Origin of the sequence: Parabacteroides distasonis (genome assembly GCF_004793765.1) — a bacterium.
Classification (GTDB): Bacteria; Bacteroidota; Bacteroidia; order Bacteroidales; family Tannerellaceae; genus Parabacteroides; species Parabacteroides distasonis_A.
Map to the genome: position 1 here is coordinate 1 of NZ_SRYM01000031.1, position 26,851 is coordinate 26,851.

Consider the following 26,851-nt stretch of genomic DNA (forward strand, 5'->3'; position numbering starts at 1 on the left):
GTGGACCAAATTTATTTAATTTTTAACTAGCTCCCATTTTTATGGGACACTAGTGATGTAATTTATCAAAAGAGTCACCCGCTCTTTGAGAAATAAATTTTGATTGGATTGTTTCTCTAACTCAATGGCCCTAGCTTCATTTTTCACTGTCGATTGAGAGTATCTGTCTATTTCGCATTGATATTCTCGGTTTTCAGATTCTAAACGCTCCGTTTCTTTCTGCAAGTTTTTGATATTGATCTCAATATTATCTTGATATTCTTTTTTTTCTGATTGTAGAATCTGAATATTATTGCGCAAATCATCGATCAACCTTATTTTATCATCAAAATCTTCAAGTATAGATTTCATCAAAATCTTATTCGTTTGTATTATCTCTTCATTTTCATGCACTTTTGAGAGATATTCATGAATATGCTCTTCTGATTTCCTTAAGCGCCGTTCTTTCAGCCATAACTTGCGCTGATAACCAAAAGCGAGCAGCCCGATGAAAAAAATCATAACGATCCAACCTCTAAGGATCAATTTCCGCAACCGCTCTTTTTCCAACAAAAGAGTTTTCTTCTCATTTTCCAATTTCTCATTATCGTATTTCTCTTGCGCTTCCGCTATAGCCTGCGTACGATTTACACTATTTATAGAATCCGTAAAAAAGCGATATTGATCTATATATTTAAAAGCTTCTTCATGATTATGCTTTCTTCTCGAAATAAAATACAAAGCCAAATTTGTGGTTTGAATTCTTTCAATGTTAGAAGTGTTTAGTGACTCCTTAAAATAAACCTCCGCAGAATCCAATTCTCCCATTCGATAAAGGATGACCGCTATTCCAAACGTAGCCGATGAAAAGTTGATAGAATCCCCAGACTGAGACTTTAAAGCCAATTCCTCTTTTTGATATTCCAAAGCCCTCTTATAATCACCTTCATTAAAATACACAACTCCTAACTCTCCAATAGCCATAGCTTGCGCCTTCAAATCATTAATCAATTCCGCATTCTCCAAAGAACGTTCAAAGTAATAACGGGCACTATCCAACCGCTTGCGCTCCGCAAATGTCCGCCCCAACTCCGAATAAGCATGCGACCAATCATCTCTTCGGGGAACTTGCGTGACATAATAAATGGCTTCCCGGAACTGTTCGAATGCCAGATCATAGACCTTCTGCTCCCGATACACACGCCCCAAGGTCTGGCAAATCAATGAGGCGAACAACGGCTCATCAAAACTGCCGATTAAGTCTCTCGCCCATACATAGCACTCGGTGGCCTCTTCCAATTTACCCAAGTCTTTCAATACGGAACCCTTATAAAACCAAGCTTGCGCCTTCCTATGCCCATCTCCTTGCTTATCGAAATAACGAAGAGCCACGTTGATCAGCGAGTCCGATGTATGCTTCTTATAATTTTTATCCCAAGCCTGTGTATAGAGCAAGCACCAAGTGGCATCGTTCAGCTTATCCGAAGGGGAAGGTTTAGGCACCTTTTCCAATAAGGCCAATGCGCTGTCCGGATGATCCCACATGATAGAGTCAATCTGTGCTAGTTCAAGGGAAACCGTTTCTGTTTGTTGCCGACAGGAAAAACAGAAATTCACACACAATAGTATTAGAGCGATTACAAATCTCATCTATAAAAATACCGATTTTAAGGACTCGTACAAAGTAAAAAATATCCTCCCTATTATGCAAGAGCATTTTGGAAATTCCATGAATCTGGCACGTATAAAATATAATGGCTCAGTAGAAATTTAGTGGGGTACCGCAAAGCTGCAAATAATCCGGTATAACTACCCTTTTCGAAGAATATATACTTCAAGTGGCATTAGATATATACTTCATTGCCCAAGTAAGTATATCTTCTCTCGCAGGCATGTCACCTAAACGATCTCCCAACGATCCAGGTTCCGTTCCTCCTTGCTGAAAGAGCCCCCTATCTTTACCAACCGCCGGCCGTCGGCCTGATAAGGGAACAGATAGCCCTTCTCGTTGATCTGCCTCAACGCATCCTCCACCGAGCCGTCCAGCTTGAACTCGAAGACATAAATATAATCGGAGGTTTTCACCACGGCGTCCACACGGCCTTTGGCACTTTTCACCTCCGCCTCGCAGAACTGGCCCATCAACTTAAAGACCAGATAGAATACCACCTGATAGTGGCGTTCCGTCTTTGCGTTCAACTCATAGGGGAAGTCGGCGAAGAAGGCTTTCAGACGGGTAAGGAAGGCATCCGCGTCACCGGATCTCAATTCACGGATGAATTTACCGATATAAAAACCTTTCTCGTCATCCGTGATAGAACTGTAGAAAGGAAGGATGAAATTAAGGAAGCCGTATCGAACCTCATCATTTGGGAAACCCAAAGAGTAGAGGCCGAACTCCTTATCATACCCTTTGATCGTCAAATAACCGCTTTGGTATATCAGCGGGATCGGATTATTACCGCTCGCACGGTACTCGGCGAAAGAGGAGGCCTCCGCCTCTACGCCATCTATCAATGTACGGAGGTCGTACTCGCTATCTTGCAGCAGTTTCACCAGGAAGGTAGGGGTTCCGGTCTGGAACCAATAACTGCCGAACTCTTTCTTTTGCAGGCAACTCAAGGTGCTGAAGGGATTAAAGACTCCCTCGCAGGAAGGGTGAAAATGATAACCGTCGTATTGACACATCATCCGGGCGACCACCTCTTCCTCCCGGCATTCCTGCACCTCCGCCATTTTCTTCAATTCCGGAGCAAACGTATGAAGCAACTCATCATGCGTAATCCCGCACAAGGTGGCATAATCGTAATCCAGGCTGATATCGTTCAACTGGTTCAGGTCGCTAAAGACACTCACTTGGGAGAACTTGGTAACTCCGGTCAGGAATACGAATCTCAAGAAACGATCCGCGCTTTTCAATACGCCATAGAAACCTTTTAAGGTATTCCGGTAATCATCCAGTAACTTTTCATCCGTAAGCGCCTGAAGCAAAGGCTTATCATATTCATCCACCAACACCACGACACCACGTCCGGTCCGCTTATAAGCCCGGGCTATCACGCCGATAAAACGATCGGATACCGTAACCTCCCGCTCATCTTTGCCCCAACAATCCTCCCATACATTCAAATGACGGGAAAGGATAGACACCAGACGCTCGGGGGAATCATATTTCTCGGCGTTCAGATCCAGATGCAATACAGGATAAGAAATCCAATCCCGCTCCAACTTCTCGATCGCCAATCCCTCGAACAATTCCTTTTTTCCCTTGAAATAGGCTTCCAAGGTAGAGATCAACAAGCTCTTGCCGAAACGACGGGGGCGGCTCAGGAAATAGGGCTTTCCCATTGTCACCAGTTGATAAACCAATTCGGTCTTATCCACATAAAGATAATTCTCCTTACGCAAATACTCAAAACTCTGCACCCCGATAGGTAATTTCCGTATTCCTGCTATCATAAAGCTTATTGTTTGATGTCTCAGACAAAGATAGCAATAATCCAGTATAACTTTTCCCTCCTTGTAGAATATATACTGCGAGTGCCTTAGGATATAAGTCCCAGCACCCCACAAGCGATCAGCCCGACTCCCAGCAACGCATAGAAGACACGTGCGCCGCCACGACCGAACCAGTTCACGAAAGTCATCGCCCCGCTGGTTTTAAAGTACCAATCCAAATTAAAGATCGCCGCTACGATTGAAAACAATCCCAGAGCGATAAATAAGACTAAGATAAAGTATTCGGAAGGACCCATAGACTTACTTAACCTCTACAGTACGTGAACCGTCCGGATTCTCCGAGATCGTTACACCTACCACATCTCCGGGCAACAACTCATCTATTTTCTCCGGCCATTCGATAAAGCATAAAGCCCCGCTATAGAAATAATCTTCCGTTCCGATATCTTCGGCCTCACTCAATTTATTGATCCGGTAAAAATCAAAGTGATAGATCAATTCTCCCGTCGTATCGCTACGGTACTCATTGATAATAGCGAATGTGGGACTGTTGATCACGTCCTCCACACCCAATTCCTCACAGATCGCCTTGATAAAGGTAGTCTTACCGGCCCCCATCGGACCATAGAAGGCAAAGACCGTACGATCATCCATCCCGGCGATAAACGCCTTAGCCGCCTCATGGATCTTATCCAAACTTTCTATTTTCAGTATGCTCATAACATTCGTGTTTACAGTTTATATGGACTGCAAAGTTCGTGATATTTATGATATACGCAACTTATCGGCACATTATCATTTCGGTTCCATCGTAATAAACGGCACCAACATCTCCTCCATCGAGATTCCTCCGTGCTGGAATGTATTTTTGTAATAAGAGACGTAATAGTTATAATTATTCGGATAAGCGAAGAAATTCTCTCCACAGGAAAAAATATATTTACTGCTTAGGTTCGGCGAAGGAAGTCCTACTTTTTCCGGATCCCGGATCTCGAATACCTCTTTCGGATTGTAGTTCAAGTTCTTGCCTACCTTATAGCGTAGATTGGTATTCGTATTCTTATCGCCTATCACCTTGATCGGATTCGTTACCCGGATCGTTCCGTGATCGGTCGTAACGATCACCTTAGCTCCCCGCTCAGCGATTCGTTTGAACAACTCAAGCGTAGAAGAGTGCTGGAACCATGATTTAGTCAAGCTGCGATAGGCTGCCTCGCTTTGCGCCAACTCACGGATCATCTTACTCTCCGTACGAGCATGCGAAAGCATATCCACGAAGTTCAGCACAATCACATTCAGTTGATTACGAGTAAGAGAAGGGATCGTAGCCAACAACTTCTCTCCATATTGGGAATCGTGTACTTTATTATATGAGAAGGTATATTTCTTACGGAACCGATCGATCTGGGTTTGAATCAATGGAGCCTCATTCAAATTCTTACCTTCCTCGCTCTCCTCATCTACCCACAAATCCGGAAACATCTGCTCTATTTGCGAAGGCATCAAGCCCGAGAATATAGAGTTGCGGGCATATTGCGTGGCGGTTGGCAGTATGCTATAATACAAGCTCTCGTCAAACGTAAAATACTCAGTAAGCAATTCTTTTACCACCCGCCATTGATCCAGCCGGAAATTATCGATCAATATAAAGAAAACCTTCTCGTCATTATCCAACATTGGGAAAACCTTCTTCTTAAACAGGTCGGGGCTCATCAACGGGCGATCGGCCGGATTCTGTATCCAGTCCACATAATTCTTCTTCACGAATTTGGCAAAAGCGTTATTGGCCTCTTCCTTCTGCATACGGAGCATATCTGTCATTGCCACTTGGCTGCTTTCCAGTTCCAGTTCCCAGTACACCAGTTTCTTATAGACATCCATCCAATCATCCGTCGTCAAGGAATCATTGATTTGCATACCTATACGACCGAATTCCTGCTGATAACCCACCGTGGTCGTCTCGGAGATAATCACGTTCTTATGGACATTCTTCTTGATAGAGAGAAGCAATTGGTTGGGATTTACCGGTTTGATCAAATAATCCGCGATCTTATTTCCGATCGCCTGATTCATGATACTTTCCTCCTCACTTTTAGTCACCATCACGACCGGCACATTCGGAGCGATCTCCTTGATATGCGACAGCGTCTCCAATCCTGTCAAGCCGGGCATATTCTCATCGAGAAAAATAATGTCAAACGATTGTTCCTTACAGCAGTCAATGGCGTCTTGCCCGCTCACCACCGGAACGATCTCATACCCTTTGTCCTGCAAGAACAAGATATGCGGTTTTAACAAATCAATCTCGTCATCCGCCCAAAGTACTCTATCTTTCTTCGCTGCCATAAACTTACCTGGTTTATTTACAAATATATGGATAATCCTCCATATAACAACGAAAGAAACGAGATGTTTCGTATTTGATCTCGTAATTTTCCCAAATCCAGATAAGCGAATAGCCAATGAGGAGATCTCCTTCATCAACTCACGAACAGTACTCTCTCTTACATGCTAAGGTTCAAAAATATCCAATTTATCTACAATTATCAGGCCCTATCTACCATCATTTACTGCTTTTCTATCTCTAAACAGAACGATCTCCCCACATTCGCCGTATATCATTATACGGCCTCTTCTTGATATAGATAAAATATTAACATATAAGCTTATACAGTTTTTATCCATGAAAAACTAAAGTTTTATACCGCTAAAACCTTTGTTTTCCGCTTAGGAAACTTTTGTTTCTATATAGGGAAACTAAGGTTTCTTCAGCACGAAACTTTTGTTTTCTGTAGGAGTAAAGAAAATAGTTCCCTAGGAACTTTGCAGAACTTAGTTTTACTTCAGAAGTCATGTAATCTTATTTTTATTACTCAGCTTATAATGGCAAAAGACAATTTTAACATTATTTGCGAACGAAACTATCAACGATCGTTCATGTTCGCTAAATCAGATGATATGATAGCAGAAGATATCGTATCCGATTCTCTTGTGAAGTATTGGAGACTGATCTCCACCCAAAAAGGAGAAGCAACAATAACCGGAAAGCGGGGAAAATAAAAGTATGATTACTTTAACTATTTTTCTATCAAAAATTCCTACTTTTACCGCTAAATCTGTATTGAAGATGAAAGGAGACGATTTTAATATCATTTATGAACGGAATTACCGACGGTCATTCCTGTTCACCAAATCATATGTACATGATGACATGGTGGCTGAGGATATCGTAGCTGAATCGCTTGTAAAATATTGGCGACTGGTCTCTGCTGGAGAAAACGAGATAACAGAAGCCTTATTGCTCACGATTTTGAAAAATAAAGCCCTTAACTATTTACGCCATAAAGCCATACATGATGCCGCTATTGAAAATTTAGAGGAAATAAAGAATAGAGAACTAAGCATTAGAATTTCCACACTCGAGGCTTGCGATCCGAAAGAGATCTTCTCCGATGAGGTCAATAGGATCATCCACAAAACTTTAAAAAACTTACCAGAACAAACTCATCGAATATTCGAGATGAGCCGCTTCGAGAATAAAACCGTAAAAGAAATAGCGGATGAGACAAACCTCACCATAAAAGGTGTAGAATACCACATAACCAAAGCTTTAAAAGCTTTGCGTATCAACTTGAAAGACTATCTACCCTTATTTTATTTTCTTTTTTCTTAATTTTTTTCATTTTCCCACTAGGGATTTAGCGCACAGCGTTGTTTTTATAACAGAAAACAAATTAACAGACATTCATGGAGCAATTACTACAACGGTACATAAGAGGTAAGGTTTCCGAAGAAGAGAGACTGAAAGTAGTGTCATGGCTGGACGAAAGCCCTGATAACATGCGTGAATTTCTGGCTTTACGTAAATTATATGATATTTCACTTTGGCATACGGATACAGAGCAAAAAACACTTCATAAAAAATTCATTCCAACAATTCGACGTATCGCAATCGAAACACTAAAAATAGCAGCGATCTTTTTAATTGGAATTTTTGTTACTAAACAATTCGTAGAACAAAAGCTAGAGGATATACAAATACAAACCATCCATGTACCCACAGGTCAGCGAGCTGAGTTAACTTTAGCGGACGGGACACATGTTTGGCTCAACTCTCGCTCGACATTGAAATTTCCTAATAAATTCGGCACAAATAAACGGAACGTAGAACTTAACGGAGAAGGGTATTTTTCTGTACATCATGACAAAAAACGTCCTTTTACCGTACAAACCGAAAAATACGCAATTCATGTATTGGGTACCGAATTTAATGTTAAGGCATATCACAACAGTCCTTTATTTGAGACAGCATTATTAAAGGGCAGCGTAGAAATCTCTTCCTCAACTATGCCGAAGAGATTACGCCTAAAACCGAACGAGATGGCGATCGCAAGTCAGGAAGGATTAAATACATCCCATATTCCTGACTACAACTACTTTAAATGGAAAGAGGGATTATTCTGTTTCGAAGACGAGTCGATCCAAAGTTTAATAGAAAAGCTACAGCTTTATTATGATATTAAAATTGATGTTCAACGACCATCCTTACTTCAATACCGTTATTCCGGCAAATTCCGTATCAAAGACGGAATTGACCATGTATTGAAAGTATTACAATTAAAGCATAATTTCACTTATACAAAAAATGAAGAGACGAATCTAATCGTGATAAAATAAATATTTAGTCGTTAACCTTTTAAATACAGAATATAGAGAATGAAAACATAACAAACAATTAACAGCACAAATTACACAAAAAGGGAGATGCTGCAACATCCCCCTTCCATAAGTCAGTACCAGACTTGCGAAAATAAATTCATTTAGTACTAACAAATAAGACATTACAAATGTATGAAAAAAATTTGTAACGGGCATTTTATGTCCTCTTTTAACACAGAAGACAAAACATTTCGAATAATGAGATTAACATTCATTGCATTATTTGTATTCAGTTTCAGCTTACTCGCATCCGTACATTCACAAACGATGCACGTCAATATCAATGCTAATAATGAATCTACGCATTCAATTTTAGAACAGATAGAACAGCAAACCGATTATTTATTCATTTATAATACAAATGAAATCGACTTAAACCGTAAAGCATCCGTACACGCTCAAGACCAAACGGTAATGGATGTTTTGTCACAAATTTTCAGAAACACGAATATTGGATATGCGATTGAGGGCAGTAATATCATGTTGATGAAGAAAGAAGAAAAAGCAGAACAACAACAGGATAACAATAAGGTCTCAGGAACAATTACAGATAAATCTGGAGAACCTATTATCGGCGCTAACGTCGTTATAAAAGGAACAACTAACGGAACTATTACAGATATAGATGGTAATTATACGTTAGATGTTCCTGTTTCTGCCATCTTGCAGATTTCCTATATCGGATATTTGACACAAGATGTTCCAGTAAATGGGAAACAACAAATCAATATCCGTTTAGTAGAAGATACGCAACAATTAGACGAGGTGGTAGTGGTTGGCTACGGTACACAGAAAAAAGGGGAATTAACTTCATCTATTTCCAGCATAAAAAGTGAAACGTTCATTCAAGGTTCAGTACAAGACGCTGCCCAGTTGCTTCAAGGAAAGGTTGCGGGACTTGGCATTGTCATGCCTAACGGTGATCCGACGTCTTCATCTCAAATTGTATTGCGTGGTATCGGCTCACTAAAAGGAGACCGGGTTCCATTAGTTATTGTCGATGGAGTTCCGGGTGATATGAGCACTGTTGCACCAGAAGATATCGAAAGCATAGATGTTATAAAAGACGGCTCAGCCGCCGCTATTTATGGAACCAGAGGAAATAATGGTGTTATTTTCATCACTACAAAAAAAGTAAAAGGAGAAATACCTGTAACTATTGATATTCAAGCCTATGTCACTACCCAGCAAATCAAAAAAAGATTAGATATGATAGATGCCAATCAATACCGTCAATTAGTAAAACAAGGGAAACCCGGCGCTATTGATTATGGTTACGATACAGATTGGCTAGACCAGATATTAAGGACTCCTATTTCTTACGTAACGAATGCCAGTCTACGCGGAGGTAATCGCAACTCTAATTACATCGCAAACATAAACTATAAGTCAGGCCAAGGCATTATCAAACGTTCAGACAATAGAGTGTTAACCACACGATTGGAAATCAACCATTCTATGTGGGATAACTTATTGAAGTTTAATTTAAACATCATGGGTAAAGAACAAAGATATACAGCCTTAGGAGATGGCAAAAGCTTCAATGGGGAAATTTACCGAAATGCGTTAATCAATATTCCAACTGAACGTCCGAAAGACGATAACGGAAACTGGATTGAGCATCCGACAATGAACGGATATATGAATCCGGTAGCTACGCTATATGAAAGTAATGGCGAGAATAAAAGTACCCAATTACGTACATTCGGAACCGTTACATTGACTCCCATAGATGAATTTTTCGTAAAAGCATTAGTGTCGAGAACCTCTTATAATCAAACCTGCGGATATGCTGAAACTAAAAAACACATATCAACTGTCCGCAATGGCAAAAACGGGTTTGCTTCTCGTGGAACAACAGCTTCTATCGATAATCTGTTAGAGATCACAGCCCAATACAAAAATAATTTTGGCGCTCATAATCTTACTGGTTTAGCGGGTTATTCTTATCAAGACAATACCTATGAAAATTATTGGATGCAAAACTGGGATTTCCCATCCGATCAATATAGCTACAATAATATGGGAGCTGGAGCTGCCTTAAAAAGAGGAGAAGTTGGAGAAAAGTCAGAAAAAACGAAAGCTAAGCTAATAGGCGTATTTGCTCGTGTCAATTATAGCTTTAATGATCGTTATTTAGCATCTGTCAGTATCCGTCATGAAGGAGCTACACAATTCGGAGCTAATTATAAATGGGGAAATTTTCCTGCCGTATCCGTAGGTTGGAATATACATAATGAGGAATTCATGAGCTCCTTACGTTTTATCAGTAGCTTGAAAGCTCGTTTAGGTTTTGGTGTAACGGGTTCCATTCCTGAAGATCCATATATGTCATTAAGCCGCTTGACCAGCAATAAAAATCTTTATACAGGTTCCGGTTGGCTTCCTACGTTAAAGCCTTCAAGTAACGCCAACCCGAACTTACGTTGGGAGAAAAAAGAAGAGTGGAACTTAGGAGTAGACTTCGGTGTCCTTGATAACCGTATCAGTGGATCTATAGACCTTTATAAACGCACGACAAAAGATATGCTATGGAACTATCAAGTAGCCACTCCTCCTTATTTATATCAGGAAATCCTCGCAAACGCAGGAACTATGCAAAATAAAGGACTAGAGATACACCTCAGTGCAATCCCAGTACAAACAAAAGAATTCTCATGGACAACTAGCTTTAATTATTCGACCAACAAAAATAAGTTGGTTGCCCTATCAAACGAGGAATTCCAATTAAAATCCGGTTATATAGAAGATGGCTGGACTGGCGAACCTATCCAACAATATACCCATCGAATATTTGAAGGGGGTGAGGTTGGTAACTTCTACGGTTTTAAAACGATCGATATAGATAGCGAAGGACGTTGGATTATTGAAGATAAAAACGGTAATCCAAAACCGATCTCAGAGCAACAAGCAGAAGATAAAAAAATTATTGGAAATGGCCTGCCCAAACATCTATTAAGCTGGGATAACAGTTTTACCTTCAAAAATTTCGACTTAGGTATAACTATGCGAGGTGCATTCGACTATGACATCCTCAATTACCCCCGCATGTTTTATGAATGTCCCGTAAACTTGACCCGGGGAAATTTGCTTGCCACAGCTTATGAACCGAAGTATGGAAAGACTGTACTAAACGACCAACAGGAACTTCAATATGTTAGCTATTTCATCGAAAGAGGAAACTTTTGGAAAATTGATAATATCACCATTGGTTATACCTTAAAACTTAAGAATGATTATCTAAAAAGGATACGTATATACGCAACCGGTAATAACCTATTCACATTTACAGGATACAGTGGATTAGACCCTGAGGTTAATACGCAAGGACTTAATCCCGGATGTGATGAATTAGGCCGTTACCCTTCTACACGTTCCTTTACTTTAGGCGCAATGTTTACTTTTTAAAATAAATAAACTCATGAATACAATTAAAAAACATATAAATATCTTATTATTAGGCTGCTGTTCATTGAATTTTATTTCCTGCACAGACCTAACCGAAGAAATCTTCTCTGACATTACTGAAGATAGTTATAAATATGAAGCTGGAGACGCAACTAAAGTGGTTGGTGCCGCTTATACCAATCTTCAAGATTGGGGATATTGCGGTTCCGGACAAGCTCCAATGCTGAGTCAAGAAATATGTACCGATGCCGCAGTGTTCCCCGCTAATGGTTCCGGTTGGGATGATGGAGGTGTATTTCGTAGAATGCATCAACATTCATGGAACTCCGAACAATTACAAGTGAATCGTTTATGGGAAGTTTGCTATTCCGGAATTATCTTGGCAAACCGGGCTATCAGCATTATCAACCAAGATGATTTTCCTTTTGCCGCAAATGAAAACAAGGCTGCCATGATCGCTGAATCTCGAGCATTACGTGCTTTCTATTACTGGTACATCATGGATAATTTCGGAGATGCTCCTTTAGTAACGGAACCCACCTCAGAATTACCTGTAAAAACATCCCAGAAGGATCTTTATGATTTTATAGTCAAAGAACTAAAAGAGTCTTTCAGCGATCTCCCAACAGAGAAAAATGAATCTAATTATGGAAGATTCACATTATGGGGAGCTAAAGCCCTCCTCGCTAACGTATATTTGAACGCAGAAGTATATACAGGTGATCCCCAATGGAATGCTTGTATTCAAGAGTGCGATGATATCATTAATTCAGGAAAATACAGTTTAGACATTAATTATAGCGATCCATTTAAGGCACACAATGAAAACTCATTAGAAAATATATTAGTCATTCCTTATGATGAAATATTTGCCACTGGATTTAACTATCATTTAGCCGCCTTACACGGAGCAAACCAAAAAACGTATGATCTAGTTGGAAGCCCTTGGGGAGCTGGGGCCTATAAAGGAATACCTCAATTCATCGACACCTATGATCCAGATGACGAACGTTTAAATGCGACTTGGCTAGGAGGTCCCCAATACGCATCCGATGGGACACCTCTTACAGGCTCTTATGACTTAATGGGACAACCTCTTATCTTCGTCAACAAAATGCCCAACGGAATTTTCACCGGTGAGGCAGAAGGATATCGCTGGTTAAAATATGAGGTTGAGATGGGAGCCAGAAGTGAACTAAATAATGATTTGGTCTTATTCAGACTTACGCAAGTCCATATGATGAAAGCAGAATGCCTTTTACGTACTGGGAAAGCAGATCAAGCAGCGTCTATTGTCAGTATGGTCAGAAAAAGAGCATTTAAAGAACATCCTGAAAAAGCGATTGTCTCAGGAGCGCAATTACAAGAAAAATCCTGTTACAAATACGGTACGGTAGAAAACTATGTATTAACTTCGCAAAATCAAGTTTATCCGGAAAAATTCGGACGTTTCTATGATGAACTAGGTTGGGAATTCGCTGGAGAATCTTATCGCCGGAGAGATATGATACGTTTCGGTCATTTCACAAAAGCTAAATGGTTATCTCATGAGCCGAATGGAGATTATAAAACGGTATTTCCCTTACCTCAAAAAGTAGTAGATACCAATCCGAATCTGGAACAAAATCTGAATTATCAATAATAACATAGAGGGTATGTCTTACAAGGCATACCCTCCCTTAATCTCTATTTCGAAAAAATGAAGTATTTATTAACGATAACATTATCAAGTCTAATCTCTATTGCCTCCGTTTCTGCTACATTGCCGGGAAATGAAGGTTCTATCAACATTAATTACCCGAACAATCGTTATCCATTAGCCTCTAAACCTTATATAGAGTTGCCTATTGGGGATGTTAAACCTACGGGTTGGCTAAAAATTCAAATGGAACGAATGTGTACGGGAATGACCGGCCATCTGGATTCTATCTATACGAAAGTAATGGGACCGCGTAACGGTTGGTTGGGTGGAGATGGAGACGTATGGGAACGAGGCCCATACTGGATCGATGGCTTACTACCTCTGGCTTACATCATGAATGATGAGGTCTTGATCCAAAAAGTAAAGCCTTGGATTGAATGGACATTGGCTTCTCAAAAGCCTAACGGATATTTCGGGCCAGATACAGACAGAGACTATGAACCCGGCCTACAGCGGGATAACGCACAAGATTGGTGGCCCAAAATGGTTATGCTCAAAGTTCTGCAACAATATTATTCCGCTACCAACGATCAAAGAGTTATCTCGTTCCTCACTAATTATTTCAAATACCAGCTTTCTGAACTGCCTAAAAGTCCTTTGGGAAAATGGACTTTCTGGGCTGAACAACGAGGAGGGGATAATCTGATGATCGTATATTGGCTTTATAATATCACGGGCGATCCTTTCCTTTTGGAATTAGGAGAGTTAATCCATAAGCAAACCTTCAATTGGACTGACGTGTTTTTGAACCAAGATCATTTAGCCCGGCAAAACAGCCTGCATTGTGTAAATCTCGCCCAAGGATTCAAGGAACCTGTCATTTATTACCAACAGAGCCATAATCCTCAAAATCTGGAAGCGGTTAAGGAAGCTGTACGGAAAATGCGCCATACGATTGGTTTTCCTACAGGATTATGGGCGGGAGATGAACTTTTACGTTTCGGTAACCCGACACAAGGATCGGAACTCTGTACCGCTGTCGAGATGATGTTCTCTCTCGAGAAAATGTTAGAGATAACCGGAGATGTCCAGTGGGCTGATCATTTAGAGAAAGTCGCATACAATGTACTGCCAACACAGATCAAGGATGACTTTTCCGCACGACAATATTATCAGCAAGTCAATCAAGTAGCGATCACTTGCGAAGGACGTAACTTTGTCTCACCACACGAGGACACAGACATTGTTTTCGGAGAATTGAGCGGTTATCCTTGTTGTACCTCCAATTTACATCAAGGTTGGCCTAAATTCACACGACATCTATGGTTTGCCACCGCCGATAATGGCATCGCTTCACTTATCTACGCACCATCGGAAGTGACTGTCCAAGTGGGAAACGACATCACGGTTAAAATCGCAGAGAAGACCGATTATCCCTTTGAAGAAAAGATCGATTTCAATTTATCGTTCCCTAGCAAGAAAGACAAGAAAGCCTTTTTCCCTTTTCACTTGCGAATTCCTGCTTGGTGTAATAATCCCGTGATTACGATAAATGGCGAGGCTGTCTCTATCGCAGCTCACTCTGGCGAAATCGTACGAATCAACCGGGAATGGAAAGATGGCGATCATATCCAGCTAGAGCTACCCATGCGTATATCCACAAGCAATTGGTATGACGATGCAGTTGTCATCGAACGAGGCCCATTATTGTATTCCCTAAAGATGGATGAGAAATGGGAACGCAAGGTTGATCAACGACCAGAGTCTTCACATAAAGGAGAATGGTATTATGAAGTCACCTCTACTTCCCCATGGAATTATTCCTTAGTTCGCAAATATTTAAAAAAAGAAGAACTAGAGAAAAATTTCGTCGTTAAAAAGGTAGAGAACATCGCCCCTTACCCATGGAACCTAGAGAATGCACCTATCACGATCAAAACAAAAGGACGGATCTTACCTTCATGGAAAATGTTCAAAGGTTCCGCCGGCCCCGTAAATTTCTTCATGCAAGCCAACGAACCGATGGGTGATGAAGAGACGATCGAGTTAATCCCCTATGGATGTACGACTTTACGTATAACAGAATTCCCGGTACGGTAAAAGAAACCTAACACACGGCATTCACTGGAAGTATAGGTCTGCACTCAGGATTATCAGATACAATACAAGAAATTTGCAATAAAATGGCATATGATAATGATTATAATAAACTGTCATCTTCATATGCCATTTTATTTTTAGAGACATTTACCGAATATCCCTATATAAACACTGTCTCATAAATTATCCGAAATTGAGAATAATTCCCTATCTTTATCCCCCACAAACTATTAATCACAATTTCTAAAGCTATATGAAGCAATGTCTAATACTCATCGCATCAACCTTTTTTTTGTTGGGTTGCCAAAGCTCTAAAGAAAACAGAAAAGAGCAACCTTTAAAAGTAATTAATCAGATCGATTTCTCCCATGTGAAAATCAATGACAATTTTTGGTCTCCCAGACTCAGCAAGCACGTCTCAACGACTCTACCTGTTTGCATCGATCAAATAGAGAATCAAACCGGACGTATTCGTAATTTCGAAAATGCGGCCAAAGGAGAAGGAGAACACTCTGGTATTTTCTTTGATGATTCCGATGTTTACAAGGCACTAGAAGGGATTGCTTACAGCCTAATCAATAACCCGAACCCAGAACTAGAGAAGAAAGCGGACGAATGGATCGATAAATTCGAAGCTGCGCAACAACCGGATGGGTATGTCAATACCTTTTACACACTAACCGGATTGGAAAAACGGTGGACAAATATGGACAAACACGAGATGTATTGCGCCGGACATATGATAGAAGCAGGAGTAGCTTATTTCCAAGCAACCGGTAAACGTAAACTCCTCGACGTATGTATCCGAATGGCAGACCATATGATGAGACAATTCGGGCCGGAAAAGGCACATTGGGTACCGGGACATGAGGAAATCGAACTGGCACTCGTGAAACTCTACCAAGTTACCCAAGAACAAAAATATCTGGATTTCGCTTATTGGTTATTGGAAGAACGTGGACATGGTCACGGAAGTATGGGTAACGAAGGTACATGGAATCCTGCGTACTATCAAGATAGTTACCCTGTCAGGAAACTTACTGACATATCGGGACATGCGGTAAGATGTATGTACCTTTACTGTGGCATGGCCGATGTAGCCGTCTTAAAAAACGACACAGAGTATATAGACGCAATGAATCGTTTATGGGATGATGTCGTACTACGAAATATGTATATTACCGGAGGAATCGGTTCATCCAAGGATAACGAGGGATTCACGAAAGACTATGATTTACCAAATCTAGACGCTTATTGCGAAACCTGCGCTTCCGTTGGTATGGTATTCTGGAACCAACGCATGAATCAACTTACAGGCGACTCTAAATATATGGATATACTGGAACGTGCCATGTACAATGGCGTACTTGCCGGTATTTCTTTGGCTGGAGATCGTTTCTTCTATGTGAATCCACTAGAATCCAAAGGAGATCATCACAGACAGGAGTGGTATGGTTGTGCTTGTTGCCCCAGCCAAATCTCCCGCTTCTTACCTTCTATCGGGAATTATATTTATGCGACATCCAAGGATGCGTTATGGGTAAACCTTTACATCGGCAATACAACCCAATTGACTCTAGAGGATAGCCATGTTATCTTGCGACAAGAAACGAATTACCCTTGGGATGGTTCTGTCAAACTCACGGTTTCTTCCACAAAAGACCTGCCAAAAGAAATTCGGCTCCGAATACCCGGTTGGTGCAGAAATTATACCTTAACGATCAACGGAAAAGAAGTGGGTTTATCTCAAGAAAAAGGATATGCGATCATCTACGACTGGAAATCTGGCGACGTAATCTCGTTAGACATGGATATGCCCGTTGAAGTAGAGGCGGCAGATCCCTTGGTTACAGAAAACATAGGTAAACGTGCCATCCAACGCGGTCCTCTCGTTTATTGTATGGAAGAAGTGGACAACCCCCATCATTTCGATCAGATAGAACTCGATTCGAATGCCGTATTCAAGACTGCTTTCGAACCAGACCTTTTGAATGGAGTGGAAATCATCAAGGCGATAAACGAGCAACAATCCATTACTTTCATCCCCTATTATGCCTGGGATAACCGGAAAGCGGGGAGAATGAAAGTATGGGTAGATTATAAGGAACACGAATTAGATATAGAATAAAAAATCCACTGCTAATAATGATAAGGGCGGTGTATCAAATACTGATAATATCAAATTGACACACCGCCCCTACTTAAACACGAATATCATTAGTTTTTCTTCATCGTATAATCCTTCACCCCTAAGGAATCATAGGCCTGCAAAAGCGCCTCGTCATTATCGGAGATCATTAACAACTTATCATTCTCCTTTAATTCCGTATTTCCTTTCGGGATAAAATAGCGGCCTTCCCGTTTCACCATCACCGCCAAGGTATGATCAGGTAAAGTCAACTGCATCAATTTATTTCCATGGGATAATACCGCCGGGGTAATATCGATCTCGCTCATTGCACTCTTGATCTCCTCGGGAAGTTCGATGCCAAACTCATCCTTTCTTTCCGGCTCATCCACCATATCCAGCCATTTAGCGGCTTGGGTAACCGTGGTTCCTTGGATCAGCAAAGAAAGAATCGTGATAAAGAATACGATATTAAAGAACATACTGGCATGCTCAATCCCAGCGATCATCGGATAGGTAGCAAAAATAATTGGAACCGCCCCACGTAATCCCACCCATGATATATATAGTTTACCCTTGAAAGAGAAATTCTTATAAGGTATCAAGCAAAGGAACACGCTAATCGGACGGGCAATTAAGATCATAAAGACCCCCACCAGCACACCCACGCTTGCCACCGGCAATAACTCATGTGGATTCACCAGCAAACCTAACGTAAGGAACATCACGATCTGCCACAACCAAGCGAAACCGTCAAAGAACGTCCCCATACTTTTCTTATGAACAATCTTAGCGTTACCAACCACCAAACCAGCGATATATACCGCTAAATAGCCATTACCTTTACATAAGGTCGTTGCGGCGAAGGTGAAGAAAGCCGTAGCCAATAAAAGGATCGGATACAAAGACTCGTTATCTATATCGATCTTATTGATAATCAACACGGCTAGTTTCCCCAATAAGAAACCGGCGATAGCTCCCACCGATAATTGAATGACCAAAGATAGCCCGGCTTCCCAAATATTCATACCTCCGCTTTGTATGTAAGCGATCAGAAGCAAGGTAAGCATATAAGCCATCGGGTCATTACTACCACTCTCCAGCTCCAAGGTAGGACGCAGACGCTCTTTCAAATAAACCCCTTTACTGCGCAAAATTGAAAAAACCGAGGCTGAGTCCGTAGAAGACATAACCGCTGCCAGCAATAAAGACTCCGGGAAAGTCAACGTAACATATTTGCCAAATAAACCAAATAACCAATAGATAAACCCGCCCGTGATAAAAGTCGTAGCCAGTACTCCGAGCGTGGCTAATACCACACCCTGCGAGGCGATAGGTTTGACCTCCGCCACTTTCGTATCCATACCACCCGAGAACAAGATAATACTCAACGCCAACATACCTATAAATTGGGCTACATTCGGATCACTGAACTGGATACCCAGGCCATCACTGCCAAACAACATCCCCACACCAAGGAACAACAACAAAGCGGGTAAACCAAAACGATAACCGGCCTTACCGGCGAATATACTAAAAAACAGGATCACGGAGGCTATTAATAGCACTTGCTCAGGATTTTGAAACATACGCAAAACGGGTTTTATGATTAGTGATTTGATACTTTGTCACAAAGTTCGTAAACTTTTTGCAATTATAATCACACAAAAAGAAGAAATCCGGTCTCATATTTACAAGAAGACTGAATTTATTCTTTCCATAGAAAAACAAATCTTTCTTACAAATTGTTCGAGAATTTTTCTATCTCGCATAGAATCATTACTTTTGGCAAACATACATATCCACTTTATGAACAAAAAACATCTATTCGCACTGGTGTTTACATTACTCGTATGGACGAGCTGTAACAACCAACAACATTTTATTACCGACGCCGCTTACCGAGCTGAGGTTGAGAACGCTTTCCAAGCGAAACAGGCCGCTCTGCCTAACGGAAACCTTTTCGCAGTATTTAACGATCAAATGACTCCCGAAGAGAGAGAGGCGTTAACCTTCATGTACGCCTATATGCCGATTGGAGACATCACGGACTATAATGGCGATTTCTATTTGAAAAACATCCGTTCCTCTTTCCAAGCACGGAATGAGATGCCTTGGGGCGATAGCATCCCTGAGGATATCTTCCGCCATTTCGTATTGCCGGTACGAGTCAACAATGAGAATCTGGATGAAAGCCGCATGGTTTTCTTTGATGAATTGAAAGACCGAGTGAAAGGTCTCTCGTTGTACAACGCAGTACTGGAAGTGAATCACTGGTGCCATGAGAAGGTTATCTATACTCCTTCCGATAGCCGCACAAGTTCCCCTTTGGCATCTGTAAAGACCGCTTACGGTCGTTGCGGCGAGGAGTCTACCTTCACAGTAGCCGCTTTACGTTCCGTGGGTATCCCCGCACGTCAGGTATATACGCCTCGCTGGGCGCATACGGACGATAACCACGCATGGGTAGAAGCTTGGGTGAATGGTAAATGGTATTTCCTCGGCGCTTGCGAGCCGGAGCCGGTATTGAATCTGGGTTGGTTCAACGGCCCTGCTTACCGGGGCATGTTGATGCACACGAAGGTATTTGGTAAATACAATGGCCCAGAGGATGTCATGGAACGTACCGATGGGTATACCGAGATCAACGTGATCGATAATTACGCGCCTTCGGCCAAAGCAGTTATCACGGTTACGGATGCCAATGGCAAGCCGGTGAAGGACGCTCTGGTTGAATTCAAGATTTATAATTATGCCGAGTTCAACAGCGTAGCCCGCAAGAAGACGGACGCAGATGGTAAATGCTCGTTATCCGCCGGAAAAGGGGATATGTTGGTATGGGCCAGCAAAGACGGCAAGTTCGGCTACAGCAAGGTTTCTTTCGGCAAGGACGGAGAGGTTACGATCGCCTTGAATAAGAAACCGGGAGATGTGGAGACGATCGCCCTAGATATCGTACCACCGGTGGACGGCTCTATCCCTGCGGAAGTTACACCGGAGCAAAAGGAAGCGAACGCCAAACGCTTATTGGAGGAAGACGCTATCCGTAATAAATATGTAGCCACGTTCTATACGGAAGAGAAAGCGGAGGCTTTAGCGAAAGAATTGGGTATCGATCCGATGAAGACGGAGGATTTCATGATCGGTAGCCGCGGCAACTGGATGGAGATCGAGAAGTTCTTACGGGAGACTCCCGCCGAGAAACGTGAGCAGGCAATGGCTTTATTGGATGTCGTATCCGCTAAGGATCTACGTGATACACCCGCATCTGTCTTCACGGACCATTTGAACAATACGCCGACCGTTCAAAACGAATGGTTCAATGAATATATCATGAATCCCCGTGTAGCTAATGAGTTCCTAACTCCTTACAAGAGTTTCTTCGCCGCAAACATTGAACCTTCCTTGGCGAAGCAAGCCGTAGAGAACCCGCAGGCATTGGTAGATTGGGTGAAAAATAACGTCTCCATTAACGACGCACTAAACGCACAACGTATTCCAATCATGCCGATGGGTGTCTGGAAATCTCGCATCGCAGATAAGGGTTCCCGTAATATCTTTTTCGTGGCCGTGGCTCGTAGCTTAGGTATTCCGGCACGTATCGAGCCGGTAGCCCGCAAGATCCAGTACTTCAAGGACAACACTTGGATAGACGTCGATTTCGAGGCTGCCGTACAGACAACCGCCAAACAAGGCAAGGTAATCGCTTCTTACCTGCCGATCAAAGCACTACAAGACCCGAAATATTACAGTCACTTCACGATCGCCAAGGTTTTGCCGAACGGTACTTTACAGACCTTGAATTTTGAGAGAGGCGGTAACGTAGATATGGGCTTGGGAGATACTTGGAGCGGATTATTGAAAAACCCGTTGTCTATGGATGAAGGTAATTATATGTTAGTGACCGGTACTCGTATGGCAAATGGTAGCGTATTGGCCGAGATCGAGTTTTTCAATGTGGAGGCAGACAAGACCGTCCCGATCAAATTAGAGATGCGTGAAAATAAGGATGAAATACAGGTGATCGGTAACTTTAACTCCGAGAATAAATTCAAACGTGTGGACAACGGTGAGGAAACCAGCTTACTGGCAACGACCGGACGTGGTTATTATATCGTAGCGCTTCTAGGCTCCCGCCAAGAACCAACGAACCATGCGATGCGTGATATTGCCGCCGTAAAGAAGGAACTGGAGGATTGGGGACGAGGCATCGTGCTTCTCTTCCCGGACGAGAAGGGTTATAAGAACTTCGATCCGAAAGAGTTCGGCGATTTACCGGGCACGATTACGTACGGTCTGGATATCGACGGGGCGATCCAAAAGGAAATGGCTACAGCGATGAAATTGCAAAATGCCAATACCTTGCCGATCTTCTTGATCGCCGATACGTTCAACCGTGTCGTATTTGTCTCTCAAGGCTATACAATTGGCTTAGGCGAGCAGTTAATGAAAGTCATACATAAGCTATAACAACAGGCTCGTAGGAGAATTAAGAAGGGGCGGCTCTATCTATAAGGCCGCCTCTTTTGTATTCGGTTGTATCCTTTCTCCATGAAAACAAATGACGTGACTTCTTCAAATCCTATCATCCTCAACTTATTATGAATAATAGTATTATCCGTCATGACACTTGCCTCTATATCGTACTGACACATCCCTGGCATATACTCAAACAACAACGAAAAAAGGCAGATGATAAAGAACATCCCTAAGTAAATACTGAATTTACCGTCAAATATGTTTTTCGTACAATACGGATTTAAGTTTAGAAAAATAAAGGGAAACGCAGTACATAAGACACACGTTTCCCTTATTCTTTTCCCGCCCTCCCTCCTCACGGAGGTAATGGCGGATGAACTTTAATTTATTACTTTAGTATTAATATTAATCCATTCCCGCCTGTTCGTCCGTCACGGAGTACTTGGAGCTATATCCGCACGGGAATGAGTTTTCGATTTATGTTATTTCTTTATAAACCTTATTTTACGATAGCCTTTACAGCTTCCTCACCGTCTACAGCCACGGCTACGATACCAGCCGGTACTGCGATTGTAGCGTTATCAGAAGTAAGAACGGTCTCAGCGACTACCTTACCAAGGATGTTCGTGATAACTACAGACTTACCGGCTGCGCCCTGGATAGTTACCGTACCGTTGCCGGCTACGATAGCGATACCCTCAGCGGCGATTTCGTCGTTGGAAGTTACGAACTCATCACCCTCAGCCATTTGCTCTACGTTGAATACCAACGCACCGTCATTGTTAGTCTTAGCTACATCGAATTGAGAGCCATTATCAGTCAATACCAAGCAACCATTGTGCATCTTCAACCAAGCGGCACCATAAGTAGGAGCGATCGCACGATTCAAATTACCGTCACCTATAACTGTTCTATACTTGTCATCTGCATTATCATTATCATAATCGAATGAATAAACATTAGACTCAATCAAGAATGCGTTAGCATCGTTGTTTTCAGTAGCCTTCAAAGCAGTCTCCGGATTTACATAGCGGAATGACCAAGTTACATTCTTGTGCTTGTCGCCTGTCAAGTCTACGATAAAGTGAGTTAACTTGTTAGCACGGTAGTTCTTATAGATTTCTGCCGTATCCAACTTAGCCGGTTCCATCTTTTCGAAGCCATTTGTCAATACAACCAAACTGTCACCTACCTTAATAGCCGGAACGAAACCTACGCGAGTGTAGCTATTGTTGCTTGCGTTTTGGGAATTAACCATATACGGATTCTTCTTAGCTTCAGCGTCTACCAATACCTGAGCGGAATCAGAGAAGTTCACCATGTACTTACCGTAAACGAAACCTAATTTACCGCGAGTAGCGTGTACACACTTGTAAGGATCGTCCGTAATATGACCATCAGCGTCGATATGAGGGCCAGCCTCTGTACAAGGCTCTGTAGCAACACCTTCTTGATCGTTACGAGCGACAGAGATCAAGTATTGAGGTTTGATCTCACCCAAACCACGTTTCACCCAAGCCGTATCCACATGGAAGAACAATTTGCCTTTAGCTTGCTCCGCATTCCAGATACCTGCGTAATCAACCTTCTTGTCTTGCAAGTTCGGGTTCATCTCATCCATCAAGTACTCGCGACGAACATTCTCAACGAATGCCAAGCATTGCGCACCGTCCGTTTCGCTCTCACCTAAAGCCTTGATGTTGAAACGACGATATAACGGAGCGTCATCGATCTCTACAGAGAAGGCGGAGTTACGAGCCTCAAAATTACCAGATATAAACTTATCATTGATATCACCGTTTACCAAATCCAATGTATTGTCATCTACAGACAATTTAGAAGAAGCATAATCATTAGATCTAAAAGAAACTTCAGACTCAGTACCAGAAGCATAGTTCTTAATTGCCTGATCCTTTACAGCAATAAAGGATTTTCCTTCTTTATCTACACCATAGTATAGATTTGCCGGAATAATCGTATAGAAATGCTTACCACTCTTGTCATTGTTCTCTTTCAAGAAATACGTACCATAAGCAGTTTCTGACAAAACATACTTCTTAGTCTTTTGGTCATAGCCTAAGCTACGTCCCCAGTTATCAACAATGCGATATACATTTCTCACCAACTTGTCATCATAACCATACTTATCGTCTTTTACGGCAATTTCCAAACGGAAGCTAGACTTCGTACCGTTCTCGTCTACACGTACGATAGAGTCCTTATCGCTCGGTACGCTCAAGAACTTATCATCGGCCAAACCATGCAAGTAGTTGAACAAATAACGCTCTACATCTGTATCCAACTCCGTTACATACTTGTAACCAAGCTTATCGTTCTCTACGCTTTCTTTAGATACCGGAATGAAATCCAATGTATCACCACTCAATTGGTTCACAAAGAACTTGTTGTCACCAGCCTTAAATAATTGACCCGAAATAGTCAATAGATCATCAAACTCACGGTTTTGGATAGTAACCGGAGAAGTAGCGGAAGAAGAGTTCTTCTTCACAACCCAATGAGCGGCAGGCATGTGATCGAAGTTCTGATTCCTCTGTTGCGGCATATATTTAAAATCACCCGCCAAGTTAGCGATGAAATAATCACCATCAGATTGGTCAGTTCTCTCATATCCCCGCTTGTTATAACCAGAAGTACGCAATTGGATCATATAGATACCTTCCGCTAAAGTTGTCGGAACATAAGCATTTGCGCTTATGCCGATAGAAACCTTAGTCAACATACCGTTCGCTTTGTCATTCCAACCCGGAGTAGTAGCCGCATCAGCAACAGAAGAAGCTTCAGAAGCGATCGTTAACTCACGAGCCGTAGTCAAAGTAGCCAAACGCAAGTAGTAGTCATCTGTTGCTCCTACATTCTCACTCCATTCCGTATAAGCACCATCTACACCATCAACAGGAACCTTTGTTCCTTTCTTCTTATAGTTCCTTACTTTGATAATCAAACGCTCATCACTAGGAGAATAATCAAAGTCGAACATATAAGCCTCTGGTAAACGAGCCAGCTTATTAGCGCCCTTACCCTCTGTCTGCTCGTCTACATTGGCATAAGCGAACTTAACCAACTGACCTACAGACTCTGTGCCTGAATGATAAAGCGTATCAGCCACGATATAAGCTTGTTTGTCATAAGCCTTCTTATCCTTAGCCATCAACATTACATACTTTGTCCCTCTAACATTCACAGCTTTCAAAGCCGTATTAGCAAACAAGTTAGACCCTTTAGACGTTACATCCTTGTCGAAAGACAAGTTGAACCAACCCTCAGGAGCCGTACCTAATTGTGAATTCAGTGCTTCCGCATCGATATTGGTAACCAAAGCAGCCTCATAAGGAGCTACCTTGAAAGCATTGGCAGGAACAGCATTAGCAGCCGCCTTTTTAACAACCAAACCCGCAGGGGTAGATTCCAAATAAGCAACCGTATTAGCGTTCAAATAAGATCTCAAGACTTCAGCCTGCAATTTCTTGCCAGAACCCGCATCTGTCAAAACCGTATTTAACCACTCGGAAGTCGCACCCCCAATAACTGCCGGAACAGAAGGAGTATCCTTATCCAATTTACTAGCGTCGACCGCCAAGGTCAAGCCTGTAGCCTTGTTCACGTAAGTAAACTTAGGGGCGTTACCATTCGCGCCCTGAGTAACAGTTACAGACCACAAGGAATTACTCGTGTTTTGGATAGTTGCTTTAACCTGAGCCGCTGGTAAAGACACCAATTTTCCATAATCCCCCGCATCGGGATCAGCAACAACAGAAATGAAGTTCACACCATCACCTAACAAGTAAGTCTTGTTAGACTCATACTTTTGAACCCCAGTCTGCGCCCCTACCGACATAGCAGATGCTAACATAGCACCGACAAGCAAAGTAGAAAACTTTTTGTTCATAATCTAAAATTTAATATTAATAATAGTGTTAATTAAGTACTTATCCACATTCCGATAGCCTACTATCGTTCGAAAACGGCGAGTCTAAACCATCATTTATAATAGTCGTTTTCCACATATAATATAATGTACGTGCGTACATTAAAATGCAGATTGAGTAAGCCAACGCCAGTATACGTGTAGCCCTACGCCGATATACGTATAAGGCCACACCGATATAGGCACAGCCCCATGCCGATACTGGCGCACAGCGCAAGTTCTTCACCGATTTCGGCTTCAAGCACATATTCGGAAGGGAAATAGAATAAGAATCGCTATATTCGCAGGATAAACAAATCAAACATATGGAAGAAAAGCTAGATCCCACGATCATCCCTCACCTGTACGCTCTATGCCTCAACCGGGAATGTCCCAAAGCCGATACTTGCCTTAGGCAACTGGCCGAGAGAAGTATACCCAGCCATATCGCCTTTTGGCAAGTCGTCAGCCCCAAACACATCGCCGCGATGGAAAAAGATTGCCCCTACTATCGGTCGAATAAGAAGGTGCGCTACGCCCGGGGATTCATAAATATACTGGACAACCTGCCTCACAAGCAAATGCAGGCCGTCTCACTTAACCTGATCCGTTTTTTCAACCAGCGCACCTACTATCGCGTCCGGAAAGGCGAACGACCCTTATCGCCGGCCGAGCAACGAGCCGTGTTGAGTATCCTCAAGCAACATGGGGTGGACAAGCCTAAGGAGTTCGACGCTTACTTCGAGACTTACGACTGGTGATCGTCTAATGGAAATATATTCCTTTGCCTATTGGCAATACCTTGACATCGCCTCTGACAAAGGACTGTCATCCCGGATGACAAGGCATTGTCATGCTTATGGCAATACTTTGCCACCCGCATGGCAAAACATTGTCACGTAGATGGCAAAATATTGTCACGCACGTGGCAGAATATGCGACACTAAGAAAGACGATCCGTCAAGTAAAGAACATGTTTCTCAAAAAATAGCATCTTTGATTAAACCTTTTC

16 protein-coding genes are annotated in these 26,851 nt (G+C 42.1%); 9 read left to right on the forward strand and 7 right to left on the reverse strand.

The genetic code is table 11. From position 1 onward, the window contains the following. Window positions 1-39: 39 nt before the first annotated feature. The 5 genes from E5342_RS11335 to E5342_RS11360 all read right to left on the reverse strand — a co-directional run bounded on the left by E5342_RS11335 (window position 40) and on the right by E5342_RS11360 (window position 5,784). The gene (locus tag E5342_RS11335; RefSeq protein WP_135959394.1) at window positions 40-1,629 is read right to left on the reverse strand and encodes a tetratricopeptide repeat protein; all 1,590 of its coding nucleotides are present in this window, start codon (window positions 1,627-1,629) and stop codon (window positions 40-42) included. Window positions 1,630-1,878: 249 nt separating this feature from the next. Continuing rightward, window positions 1,879-3,438, reverse strand: coding sequence for an ATP-binding protein (locus E5342_RS11345; protein WP_135959396.1), 1,560 nt, complete (start codon window positions 3,436-3,438; stop codon window positions 1,879-1,881). A gap of 86 nt (window positions 3,439-3,524) precedes the next feature. Then, on the reverse strand, window positions 3,525-3,734 hold the full coding sequence (locus tag E5342_RS11350; RefSeq protein WP_121735397.1) for an immunity 17 family protein: 210 nt from the start codon (window positions 3,732-3,734) through the stop codon (window positions 3,525-3,527). A gap of 4 nt (window positions 3,735-3,738) precedes the next feature. After that, a complete protein-coding gene (gene tsaE, locus E5342_RS11355) occupies window positions 3,739-4,158 on the reverse strand; it encodes a tRNA (adenosine(37)-N6)-threonylcarbamoyltransferase complex ATPase subunit type 1 TsaE (RefSeq protein ID WP_135959397.1) in 420 nt (139 codons plus the stop codon). Between the two features lie 75 nt (window positions 4,159-4,233). Beyond that, entirely contained in the window at window positions 4,234-5,784 is a 1,551-nt protein-coding gene (locus tag E5342_RS11360; protein ID WP_135959398.1) for a PglZ domain-containing protein, read from the reverse strand. Window positions 5,785-6,321: 537 nt separating this feature from the next. On the opposite strand from E5342_RS11360, the gene E5342_RS11365 reads away from it, so the two are divergent. The 7 genes from E5342_RS11365 to E5342_RS11395 all read left to right on the forward strand — a co-directional run bounded on the left by E5342_RS11365 (window position 6,322) and on the right by E5342_RS11395 (window position 17,435). Beyond that, window positions 6,322-6,498 (forward strand): hypothetical protein, encoded by a 177-nt coding sequence (locus E5342_RS11365; protein ID WP_236651496.1) that lies wholly within the window; start codon window positions 6,322-6,324, stop codon window positions 6,496-6,498. Between the two features lie 67 nt (window positions 6,499-6,565). Continuing rightward, complete coding sequence (locus tag E5342_RS11370; RefSeq protein ID WP_005867296.1) at window positions 6,566-7,111, forward strand: RNA polymerase sigma-70 factor; 546 nt, start codon at window positions 6,566-6,568, stop codon at window positions 7,109-7,111. A 74-nt stretch (window positions 7,112-7,185) separates the two neighbouring features. Beyond that, a complete protein-coding gene (locus E5342_RS11375; protein WP_121735394.1) occupies window positions 7,186-8,115 on the forward strand; it encodes a FecR family protein in 930 nt (309 codons plus the stop codon). Between the two features lie 240 nt (window positions 8,116-8,355). Then, on the forward strand, window positions 8,356-11,565 hold the full coding sequence (locus tag E5342_RS11380) for a TonB-dependent receptor (RefSeq protein WP_135959399.1): 3,210 nt from the start codon (window positions 8,356-8,358) through the stop codon (window positions 11,563-11,565). A 13-nt stretch (window positions 11,566-11,578) separates the two neighbouring features. Further along, the gene (locus E5342_RS11385; RefSeq protein WP_121735393.1) at window positions 11,579-13,207 is read left to right on the forward strand and encodes a RagB/SusD family nutrient uptake outer membrane protein; all 1,629 of its coding nucleotides are present in this window, start codon (window positions 11,579-11,581) and stop codon (window positions 13,205-13,207) included. A gap of 57 nt (window positions 13,208-13,264) precedes the next feature. Continuing rightward, on the forward strand, window positions 13,265-15,307 hold the full coding sequence (locus E5342_RS11390) for a beta-L-arabinofuranosidase domain-containing protein (protein WP_135959400.1): 2,043 nt from the start codon (window positions 13,265-13,267) through the stop codon (window positions 15,305-15,307). 253 nt (window positions 15,308-15,560) lie between these two features. Further along, the gene (locus E5342_RS11395; RefSeq protein ID WP_135959401.1) at window positions 15,561-17,435 is read left to right on the forward strand and encodes a glycoside hydrolase family 127 protein; all 1,875 of its coding nucleotides are present in this window, start codon (window positions 15,561-15,563) and stop codon (window positions 17,433-17,435) included. Between the two features lie 89 nt (window positions 17,436-17,524). On the opposite strand, the gene E5342_RS11400 is transcribed toward E5342_RS11395, so the two are convergent. After that, window positions 17,525-19,024, reverse strand: a complete 1,500-nt coding sequence (locus E5342_RS11400; protein WP_121735390.1) for a potassium/proton antiporter — start codon at window positions 19,022-19,024, stop codon at window positions 17,525-17,527. Window positions 19,025-19,244: 220 nt separating this feature from the next. Here E5342_RS11400 and E5342_RS11405 point away from each other — a divergent pair, with 220 nt between their 5' ends. Further along, window positions 19,245-21,905, forward strand: coding sequence for a transglutaminase domain-containing protein (locus E5342_RS11405; RefSeq protein ID WP_246867100.1), 2,661 nt, complete (start codon window positions 19,245-19,247; stop codon window positions 21,903-21,905). Between the two features lie 508 nt (window positions 21,906-22,413). Here the strand turns inward: E5342_RS11405 and E5342_RS11410 are convergent. Next, window positions 22,414-25,821 carry a DUF6383 domain-containing protein gene (locus E5342_RS11410; RefSeq protein ID WP_135959403.1) on the reverse strand — a complete coding sequence of 1,136 codons (3,408 nt, stop codon included), beginning with the start codon at window positions 25,819-25,821 and terminating at the stop codon, window positions 22,414-22,416. A 344-nt stretch (window positions 25,822-26,165) separates the two neighbouring features. On the opposite strand from E5342_RS11410, the gene E5342_RS11415 reads away from it, so the two are divergent. Beyond that, the gene (locus tag E5342_RS11415; protein WP_135959404.1) at window positions 26,166-26,600 is read left to right on the forward strand and encodes a DUF6078 family protein; all 435 of its coding nucleotides are present in this window, start codon (window positions 26,166-26,168) and stop codon (window positions 26,598-26,600) included. The last annotated feature ends 251 nt before the right edge of the window (window positions 26,601-26,851 follow it).